Source organism: Cyanobium sp. LEGE 06143 (assembly GCF_015207535.1).
Lineage (GTDB): Bacteria > Cyanobacteriota > Cyanobacteriia > PCC-6307 > Cyanobiaceae > NIES-981.
Genome location: NZ_JADEWP010000104.1, coordinates 1 through 8,849 on the forward strand (window position 1 = coordinate 1; position 8,849 = coordinate 8,849).

General features: G+C 65.8%; 10 protein-coding genes. 3 read left to right on the forward strand and 7 right to left on the reverse strand.

The window, feature by feature from the left end; translation table 11 throughout:
• The first annotated feature begins 225 nt into the window (after positions 1 to 225).
• Positions 226 to 537, forward strand: coding sequence for a co-chaperone GroES (gene groES / locus IQ216_RS08480; protein WP_186698842.1), 312 nt, complete (start codon positions 226 to 228; stop codon positions 535 to 537).
• A gap of 82 nt (positions 538 to 619) precedes the next feature.
• A complete protein-coding gene (groL, locus tag IQ216_RS08485) occupies positions 620 to 2,254 on the forward strand; it encodes a chaperonin GroEL (protein WP_186698843.1) in 1,635 nt (544 codons plus the stop codon).
• 464 nt (positions 2,255 to 2,718) lie between these two features.
• Here groL and IQ216_RS08490 read toward each other — a convergent pair whose 3' ends face one another.
• The 5 genes from IQ216_RS08490 to gpmI are packed head-to-tail and all read right to left on the reverse strand — an operon-like array spanning position 2,719 to position 6,999.
• The gene (locus IQ216_RS08490) at positions 2,719 to 3,483 is read right to left on the reverse strand and encodes a hypothetical protein (protein WP_193815139.1); all 765 of its coding nucleotides are present in this window, start codon (positions 3,481 to 3,483) and stop codon (positions 2,719 to 2,721) included.
• On the reverse strand, positions 3,480 to 4,628 hold the full coding sequence (locus tag IQ216_RS08495; RefSeq protein ID WP_370566674.1) for a GSCFA domain-containing protein: 1,149 nt from the start codon (positions 4,626 to 4,628) through the stop codon (positions 3,480 to 3,482). The genes IQ216_RS08490 and IQ216_RS08495 overlap by 4 nt, the downstream gene beginning before the upstream one ends.
• 26 nt (positions 4,629 to 4,654) lie before the next feature.
• Positions 4,655 to 5,137 carry a peptide-methionine (R)-S-oxide reductase MsrB gene (msrB, locus tag IQ216_RS08500; protein WP_193815141.1) on the reverse strand — a complete coding sequence of 161 codons (483 nt, stop codon included), beginning with the start codon at positions 5,135 to 5,137 and terminating at the stop codon, positions 4,655 to 4,657.
• A gap of 32 nt (positions 5,138 to 5,169) precedes the next feature.
• The gene (gene secG, locus IQ216_RS08505; protein WP_186698864.1) at positions 5,170 to 5,400 is read right to left on the reverse strand and encodes a preprotein translocase subunit SecG; all 231 of its coding nucleotides are present in this window, start codon (positions 5,398 to 5,400) and stop codon (positions 5,170 to 5,172) included.
• Positions 5,401 to 5,424: 24 nt separating this feature from the next.
• Entirely contained in the window at positions 5,425 to 6,999 is a 1,575-nt protein-coding gene (gpmI, locus tag IQ216_RS08510) for a 2,3-bisphosphoglycerate-independent phosphoglycerate mutase (protein WP_193815144.1), read from the reverse strand.
• Positions 7,000 to 7,307: 308 nt separating this feature from the next.
• On the opposite strand from gpmI, the gene pyrR reads away from it, so the two are divergent.
• Entirely contained in the window at positions 7,308 to 7,844 is a 537-nt protein-coding gene (gene pyrR / locus IQ216_RS08515; RefSeq protein WP_193815142.1) for a bifunctional pyr operon transcriptional regulator/uracil phosphoribosyltransferase PyrR, read from the forward strand.
• Positions 7,845 to 7,872: 28 nt separating this feature from the next.
• On the opposite strand, the gene IQ216_RS08520 is transcribed toward pyrR, so the two are convergent.
• Positions 7,873 to 8,091, reverse strand: coding sequence for a ferredoxin-thioredoxin reductase variable chain (locus IQ216_RS08520; RefSeq protein ID WP_186698868.1), 219 nt, complete (start codon positions 8,089 to 8,091; stop codon positions 7,873 to 7,875).
• Between the two features lie 53 nt (positions 8,092 to 8,144).
• On the reverse strand, positions 8,145 to 8,849 hold a 705-nt coding region (locus IQ216_RS08525; protein ID WP_193815143.1), incomplete at its 5' end, for a hypothetical protein.

An 8,849-nucleotide genomic window follows, 5' to 3' on the forward strand; every position in this document is an offset into this window, starting at 1 on the left:
GGTGGGGTGCTGGAACGATCCCTGCCCGCTGGGAGCCGGGCAACCTTACCACCGGGCCGCTCAGCACAGGCGCCTGGCGGGCTGAGCAGGGTTCGGTGACCCGCACACCGAATGGGGTGGCTGGAGGGCGGTCGCGCCGCATAGGTTGGCACTCGCAGGACCAGAGTGCCAACTCGGGTCTTGCATGGCGTCTCTGGCGCCATGTCGTTGCTATCGCATCTATCCATGGCTGCTGTTTCCCTCAGCGTCTCCACGGTTAAGCCCCTCGGAGATCGCATTTTCATCAAAGTCTCTGCCTCAGACGAAAAAACCGCCGGCGGCATCCTTCTGCCCGACACCGCCCAGGAAAAGCCCCAGGTCGGGGAAGTGGTTCAAGTGGGTGCCGGCAAGCGCAATGACGACGGTTCCCGCCAGGCTCCGGAAGTGAGCATCGGCGATCAGGTGCTCTATAGCAAGTACGCCGGTACCGACATCAAGCTCGGCTCCGATGAATACGTGCTGCTGTCCGAGAAGGACATCCTCGCCGTCGTCAGCTGAATTCCAGCTCCACGCTGAGTGCTGTCGCGTGCTGACGCGCTGAACACTCCTTTCACTGTTCTTTCCTACGACCTTGCCTCCCATGGCCAAGCGCATCATCTACAACGAGCAAGCCCGTCGGGCGCTCGAAAAAGGCATCGACATCCTTGCCGAATCAGTGGCTGTCACCCTCGGTCCCAAGGGCCGCAATGTGGTGCTTGAGAAGAAATTTGGTGCCCCTCAGATCATCAACGACGGCGTCACGATCGCCAAGGAGATCGAGCTGGAGGATCACATCGAGAACACTGGTGTGGCCCTGATCCGTCAGGCCGCTTCCAAGACCAATGACGCTGCCGGTGACGGCACCACCACCGCCACCGTCCTGGCCCACGCCATGGTCAAGGCGGGTCTGCGCAACGTGGCCGCCGGCGCCAACGCCATCACCCTCAAGAAGGGCATCGACAAGGCCTCCGACTTCCTCGTCAAGAAGATCGAGGAGCACGCCAAGCCGATCTCCGACTCCAACGCCATCGCCCAGGTGGGCACCATCTCCGCCGGCAACGACGAAGAAGTCGGCCAGATGATCGCCGACGCCATGGACAAGGTGGGCAAGGAGGGGGTGATCTCCCTGGAAGAAGGCAAGTCGATGACCACCGAACTGGAGGTCACCGAGGGCATGCGCTTCGACAAGGGCTACATCTCGCCCTACTTCGCCACCGACACCGAGCGGATGGAAGCGGTGCTCGAAGAGCCCTACATCCTGCTCACCGACAAGAAGATCGGCCTGGTGCAGGACCTGGTGCCCGTGCTCGAGCAGATCGCCCGCACCGGCAAGCCGCTGCTGATCATCGCCGAGGACATCGAGAAGGAAGCCCTCGCCACCCTGGTGGTGAACCGCCTGCGTGGTGTGCTCAACGTGGCCGCCGTCAAAGCCCCCGGCTTCGGTGACCGCCGCAAGGCCATGCTCGAGGACATCGCCGTTCTCACCAACGGTCAGCTGATCACCGAGGACGCTGGCCTCAAGCTGGAGAACACCAAGCTGGAGATGCTGGGCACCTCCCGCCGCATCACCATCAACAAGGACACCACCACCATCGTGGCCGAAGGCAACGAGGTGGCGGTGAAGGCCCGCTGCGAGCAGATCCGCAAGCAGATGGACGAAACCGACTCCTCCTATGATAAGGAGAAGCTGCAGGAGCGTCTGGCCAAGCTGAGCGGTGGTGTGGCCGTGGTCAAGGTGGGCGCCGCCACCGAGACCGAGATGAAGGACAAGAAGCTGCGCCTCGAAGACGCCATCAACGCCACCAAGGCGGCTGTTGAGGAGGGCATCGTTCCCGGCGGTGGCACCACCTTGGCCCACCTGGCTCCCGCCCTCGAGGAGTGGGCCGCGGCCAACCTCTCAGGCGAAGAGCTGATCGGCGCCACCATCGTGGCTTCCGCCCTCACTGCTCCGCTCAAGCGGATCGCTGAGAATGCCGGCGCCAATGGCGCTGTGGTGGCCGAAAACGTGAAGAACAAGCCCTTCAACGAGGGCTACAACGCGGCCACCGGCGACTACGTGGATATGCTGGCCGCCGGCATCGTGGACCCCGCCAAGGTCACGCGCTCCGGTCTCCAGAATGCCGCCTCGATCGCCGGCATGGTGCTCACCACCGAGTGCATCGTGGCTGACCTGCCCGAGAAGAAGGAAGCAGCTCCCGCTGGCGGCGGTGGCATGGGCGGCGACTTCGACTACTGATTCGCCACTGCGTCATCCGGGCGGGATGCTGTCATCCCGCCTCCAGCAAGCGCCCCTCTAGGGGCGCTTTTTTTGGTCGCCCTTGCCGGCTGTCGGGCTGTGGCCCTGCCAGCTTTCTAGGGGCCGGAATGCACTGGAGGCGATTGCGGCGCGGGCTCGAGGGGCTGGATCACTGAGGGTTGGAACACCGGCGGCGGGGACTGGGCCGGCTCGGATGGCCCGGCAGATTGCTGGGACGGCCTTGATGGCTCTCGTGGTGTGGGAGTGGGAGCCTCAGGCTCAGGTTCGATGGACCTGTCGAGCAATTGCTGGTTGAGCTGCTCTCTGAGGGTTTGAATCTCCTTCTGATTCTGCAGCTCGCGCTGCCGCTGATTATCAACAAAACGGTAGACCGTGACAACAGTGAGGGCAATTGTGCCGATCGCCGCAAATGTGGAGATTGTTGCTTGAAACCTGCTCATCTTTCAGGATTGCCCTGATGACATTACTCTAGCTGTTGCCAGGTTGGCCGCCCTCATGCTCGCCTTCTGCTGCTGTAGCTGAACCCTCAACAGCGGCTCCAGCTGGTTGACGAACAGCCGCTGCCAGTACGCATCCGACATGTGCACGCAATCGTCCCCTGATCTGTTGCGGAGATAACGGGGCATGGTCACCAGGTCGCGATCCAGGGCGTCTGAGGCCTGGGGACAGAGAAGGATGCCGGCCTCCTGGCAGAACGCCTCCAGATGGGTCTGGAAGCGCCGTTTCACCGCCGTTGGCACCAAGCGGTAGTGCTCCATGCGGGCCTCGGGGTCGCGAATCAGGATCACGGGGGCCTCGGTGAGCTGGGGAAACAGGGCCAGGGGCTCATTGAACCAGCGAAACCGTTGGCCCTGACGGGTGATCCAGGGATGCAGGGGCAATCCCTCCAGGCTCAGCCGCAGCAGGGCCTCCGAGAGTGGAAGGCCATCCCGGAAGGCGAACCAGGGCTGAATCCACTGGCCGACGAAGATGATGGCGGCATAGAGGCTCAGATCACGCCGCTCTGTGGGCATGGTGCGATTGCCAAACACCGTGCTGCCTTCCACGCCGTAACGCCCACCCCTGGCACTCCAGTTGCGGTTGGCGGGGGCAGCGGTGATATAGAACTCGGCGCTGTAGTCGCGCAGCAGCCCTTCGTGCAGGCGGCGAATCGCTGAATTCTTGGTATTACCCAGGTGGGAGCCTCCGCACCAGAGGACCCGCTTCATGGGCCGAAGGCCTCCAGCAGGGCCTCTTCGCACTGCAGATCGCCGCTCCGCTGTCGCTGGTTGGTCTGCCGTTGGGCCCGTTGGCCCTGGCGCCGCACCCGGGAGGCGCTTTTGCCCCGCACTCTGGTAGGCATCGTCGCCCCTGGGCTGGTGTCAGCTCCCAGGCCATTGCGGTTGAGGGCCTCGGACCTGTGGGCTTCCAGGAAGGTGTCCATCGCCACGCTCACGCCCTGGCTGCGCACCGAGCGCAGATTGGCCTCGTAGAAGACACCGCGGGCCGCCTGGTTGGTGATGATCTCGTAGGAAGGGAAATAGTCGATGGCCTCAGAGCCGGCCGCCAGATCACCTGCCGCGGCCCGCAGCACGGCCTTGGAGTAGGTGGTGGCAGCGAGCACGTGGTCACCACTGGCTGTGGCCGTGAGCGGCACCGGCGACACGGTGAGCAGCATCTGAAAGGAACGGCCGCGCCGCAGGCTCAGCACCACCCGACGGAAGCTCTGCAGCGCCTGAATCACACTGGCGCAGCCGTAATTTCTGAAGGCATACCGTTGTGGCTCGAACTGGCCGGCGATCGTGCCCGGAGCGGTGGGGTACACCGTGTCCTGCAGCCCGCCGGGGCGCACCCAGGCTTCCGTGAGGCCGAGGGTGAAGATGAACAGATCCATGCGCTTGAACATCAGTCTCACCCGGGTGAGGTGATGGTGGCGATGTTCCCTCACGGCATCTGCACTGTCCAGGCCTTCAGGTTCGACGCCCGGCCGCTGGGCATCAAACCAGCGGCCGTCCCGCTCCCAGGCGGGTTCCTGGGGCTGAAAGCGGCCCCGTGCTTCCTGGGCCAGCTGGAGCAGCTGCTGGGCGGTGTAAATATTGCCGTAGCGGCAGGAATAAAGTGAGAAACCGAAACGCTGATGGTGTTCTTCCGCCAAGGAAAAGGGCGGTCTTTCCAGGTCGAGGACGTTGAAGCGATGCGCCCTCAGATGGCTGGTGATGTGCTGAGCAAAGCAGCTGCCGGCGGTCGCAATCTTGGTTTCTGGGCTGATCTTCCACTTGGGTTGATAGAGATCGCTCTGATCGAAGGGGGAGGCCTCCACCACCGCCTTGCGCCAGAAAGCCCTGCTCGGCAGGGCGCTGTAGGGACTCGTCACGGGCAATCAGCACGGTTTGCGTACAATCAGCTGGGCACGAAGCGCAGGGCGACACCGTTGTTGCAGTAGCGCTTGCCCGTGGGCCTGGGGCCGTCAGCGAAGACATGGCCCTGGTGGCCGCCGCAGCGACGGCAGTGGTATTCGGTGCGGGGCACGATCAGCTTGAAATCCTTCTTGGTGCCGATGGCGTTGGGCAGGGGGTCCCAGAAGCTCGGCCAGCCGGTGCCGCTGTCGTACTTGGTGCTGGAGCTGAACAGGGGCAGGTCGCAGCCGGCGCAGCTGTAGGTGCCCTGACGCTTTTCGTCATTGAGCGGGCTGGAGAAGGGGCGCTCGGTGCCCTCCTGGCGCAGCACCTTGAAGGCCTTGGGGCTCAGTCGCTTGCGCCACTCCGCTTCGCTCAGTTGCCAACTCGGGTCGTTGGCCTCTGCAGAGGCATCGGCCCGGCATCCTGTGGCCAGCAGACCGGCCAGGCCCGAGGCGACGCCGGTGAGCAGGTTGCGACGGGACATCGGCATCAGAGAGGGGAAGGCAAGGGGCGGGCTCAGGCCAGCCAGCCGGCACTCAGCACCACGGCCAGGGCCAGGAACAGCACCAGCAGGGTCCAGGTGACGCGGTTGAGGGTCTGTTCAGCGCTGCGGGCGCTGGTGAACATCGAGCCGCCGCTGGACGCCAGGCCACCCATGCCGTCGCCTTTGGGGCTGTGCAGGAGAATGGTCAGGATCAGGAGAATGCCGGTGGCGGCCCAGACCCAGGCCATCACGGAAGCAACCATTGCTGCGGGTGCGGTTGCCGCAGGCTAGACGCTCAGGGTCTGCGGCACCCGGTTCTCCGCCACGGTCACGGTGCTCGGCTCCACCAGGGAGGTGCCGGTCATCAGGCTTGGCTTGGGAAGCCCCAGGATCTCCAGCAGGGTGGGGGCAATGTCGGCCAGTCCGCCGTGCTCCCTCAGGGTCACGGCGTTGCCGTGGCCGGGCAGCTTGCGCCGCTCCCCCTCCACCAGGATCACCGGCACCGGGTTGGTGGTGTGAGCTGTCCAGGGGCGGCCATCGCTGCCCACCATCACCTCGGCATTGCCGTGGTCGGCGGTGATCAGCAGCGTGCCGCCCATGCGATTGGTGGCTTCCATCAGGCGGCCCACGCAGCGGTCCACGGTGCCGATCGCCTCGGTGGTGGCCTGGATCTGGCCGGTGTGTCCCACCATGTCGGGGTTGGCGTAGTTGATCACCACCAGGGCATAGATGCCCTTGCGGATCGCCGCCACGCAGCTCTCGGTGAGCTGTTCGGCCGACATGGCCGGGGACTGGTCGTAAGTGGCGACCCTGGGCGAAGGCACCAGGTGCCGGTCTTCCCCCGGGAAGGCCTGCTCAATCCCGCCATTCATGAAGTAGGTGACATGGGGGTATTTCTCCGTTTCTGCGGTTCGGAACTGGCGCAGGCCCGCCTCCGACACCGCCTGCCCCAGGAGGCCATCGAGGGATTCCGGTGGGAAGGCCACCTCAACCGGCAGGCCCCGCTCGTACTGGGTGAACGTGACCACCTGCAGCCTGGGGGGATCGGTGCGGGGGAAGCCCTCGAAGTCGCTGAGCACCAGAGCGCGGACCAGTTGCCGCACCCGGTCGGGACGGAAGTTGAAGCAGATCAGGCCGTCGCCGGACTTCAGATGGCCCTCGCTCAGCCGCACCGGCTCCAGGAATTCATCGCCCACGTCGGCCCCATGGGAGGCGGCGATGACCTCCGCCGCTGACTGACCCGTGGGCTCTCCGGGCTCGGTGTAGAGGCGATAGGCCCGCTCGGTGCGCTCCCAGCGGCTGTCGCGGTCCATGGCCCAGTACCGCCCGCAGGCGGTGGCGATGCGGCCGACCCCTGCCGCCGCGATCTGGGCCTCGACCATCGCCGCGTAGGTGAGGGCGCTGGTGGGGGCCGTGTCGCGGCCATCGGTGATCAGATGCACACACACATCGCTCAGACCCCGCCCGGCGGCCCACTGCAGCAGGCCCCCGAGGTGGCTGATGTGGCTGTGCACCCCGCCATCGGAGCAGAGGCCCAGCAGGTGCAGGGTGCCGCCGCTCTGGAGCAGGGAATCGGCCAGGGTGTTGAGGGCGCCGTTGCGGGCCAGGGAGCCATCGCGGACGGCCTGGGTGATACGCACCAGTTCCTGGCGGATGACCCGACCTGAGCCAATCGTGAGGTGGCCCACCTCGGAATTGCCCATCTGATCATCCGGCAAGCCCACGGCGCCGCCGCTGGCCTCGATCAGGGTGTGGGGATAGGCGTGCCAGAGGGCATCCATCACCGGTGTGTCGGCGAGGCGGATGGCGTTGTTGGTCTGCTCACGGCGGTGGCCCCAGCCGTCGAGGATGGCCAACACCACGGGAGCCACGGAGCCGGAGCCATCAGCTGAGCGCCCCTGCAGCCTGGAGGCCGACGCACCCTCCCTGGAACCCACGGCTGACTGCTGGGAGGGCTTTGCTGACACCCGGCTCACCTCACATGCTGGAAAGTGTCTTCGGGAGTCAACTTACAGCCCGTTTGTAACGGTCTTGCGTTGCTTCCATTCAGCGTCAGGTTTTGGTCACACTCCTGGCGATGGGCGGCCCTGCCAGTTCTCCGATAGCCGGGCTAGCTGGAGCCTCGCTCTGCCTACGATTCAGTCTGAGTGCCCTGGAGCTTTCTCTGCGCATGGCCAGGCTGGCACTTCTCTCCAGCGGTGAGCTGGCCCGCACCCTCGATCGGCTGGCCACCCAGGTGCTGGAGGCCGAGCCGGACGCTGAGGCGCTGCTGTTGCTGGGAATCCCCACCAGGGGCGTGGTCCTGGCCGAGGTGCTGGCCTCAAGGCTGGAGCAGCTCAGCGGCCAGTCCGTGGACCGGGGCGCCCTCGATCCCACCTTTCACCGGGACGACCTCGATCGGGTGGGCACCCGTCTGGTGCAGCCCACGGCCCTGCCGGTGGCCCTGGAGGGACGCCATGTGCTGTTGGTGGATGACGTGATCTTCACGGGCCGCACGGTGCGGGCTGCCCTGGAGGCGCTGCAGGCCTGGGGGCGCCCCAAACGGGTGAGCCTGCTGGTGATGGTGGACCGGGGGCACAGGGAAGTGCCGATCCAGCCCGACTTCTGCGGCCGCGTGGTGCCGACCAGCCGCCAGGAGTCGATTCAGCTCTGTCTGCGCGGCATCGACCCGGAAGAGGGTGTCTTTCTGATCCGCCCCTCAACCTGAGAGAGCGGGGACTGGACATGGGCCTGGCTCAGGCGGCTTCGAGCTCATCGGGGCGGAAGTGGGCCCTGAATTTTCCGAACACGACGATCACGGGCAGGGTGGGGCTGATCACCCGTCCTTTCCATTCGTTCAGCACGGTCTTCACTTCACCCTGCTGACCCTTCAGATCAAAGGCCTCGCCGCGGTGTTCGGGATGGTGATACACCACCACGCTCTGGCAGACCCTGACCTGATCCCCTGGCTGCATGAACGACCCGACACTCAAGGCCCCAATCTTGTCATGGCGCGCCTGAGCCTTCCTCAGCGCTGACAACCGCTCTCCGGCCCGGCCTCGACCACCTCGCCGCCGAGGGCCCGGCAGGCGGCCTCGAAGGCGGCCCATTCATCCATGCCGGCAGCGATGCGCTGCTGCACTTGTCGGTCCAGCTGCTCAAGGGGCACCGAGTGGGGCAGGGCGCCATGGCCATCCCGTTGGCGATCTGGACCGCGCAGGCTGCCGATGCCCACTTGGACCTCCTCCCTGACGGCCTCACTCTGCTGCTTCCACCAGGGATGGTCGATGCGGTTGAGGGCCTCAAGGGCCTCCCACCAGCGCTTCTCCTGACTCAGGCGCTGGGCCCGCTTCAGCTGCTGCTGGTTGCGGCTCCAGATCTCCCTGAGCCGGTTGCCCAGGGACCGCCGGTCGGGGCGCTCGTGCTCGCCCATGGGTTCGAGCAGGGCGAGGCTGCCCTCGAGATCGCCGGCTTCAAAGCGGGCCATGGCCCGATCCTGAAGGGCCACCTGCCAGGCGTCGAGGCGCTGGCGGTCCTCCGGCCGGGCCGCTTCGGAATTGACCAGCTGCAGCTGCAGCCGCAGGGCCTCGCCCCACTGCTCCTCCTCCCACAACTGGCCGGCTTGACGCCGGCGGCACTGGCCCTGCTCCTGAGCAGCGCCGCCGCCCAGCCAGCGCAGGGCCTGCAGCTGGGCGCCATAGCGCAGGCAGGCGTCCAGGTCGCCGCGTTCGGC

Coding starts and splice junctions, on each gene's coding strand:
- groES (WP_186698842.1), top strand. CDS start 226: ATGGCTGCTGTTTCCCTCAGCGTCTCCACGGTTAAGCCCCTCGGAGAT.
- groL (WP_186698843.1), top strand. CDS start 620: ATGGCCAAGCGCATCATCTACAACGAGCAAGCCCGTCGGGCGCTCGAA.
- IQ216_RS08490 (WP_193815139.1), bottom strand. CDS start 3,483: ATGAAGCGGGTCCTCTGGTGCGGAGGCTCCCACCTGGGTAATACCAAG.
- msrB (WP_193815141.1), bottom strand. CDS start 5,137: ATGTCCCGTCGCAACCTGCTCACCGGCGTCGCCTCGGGCCTGGCCGGT.
- secG (WP_186698864.1), bottom strand. CDS start 5,400: ATGGTTGCTTCCGTGATGGCCTGGGTCTGGGCCGCCACCGGCATTCTC.
- pyrR (WP_193815142.1), top strand. CDS start 7,308: ATGGCCAGGCTGGCACTTCTCTCCAGCGGTGAGCTGGCCCGCACCCTC.
- IQ216_RS08520 (WP_186698868.1), bottom strand. CDS start 8,091: ATGCAGCCAGGGGATCAGGTCAGGGTCTGCCAGAGCGTGGTGGTGTAT.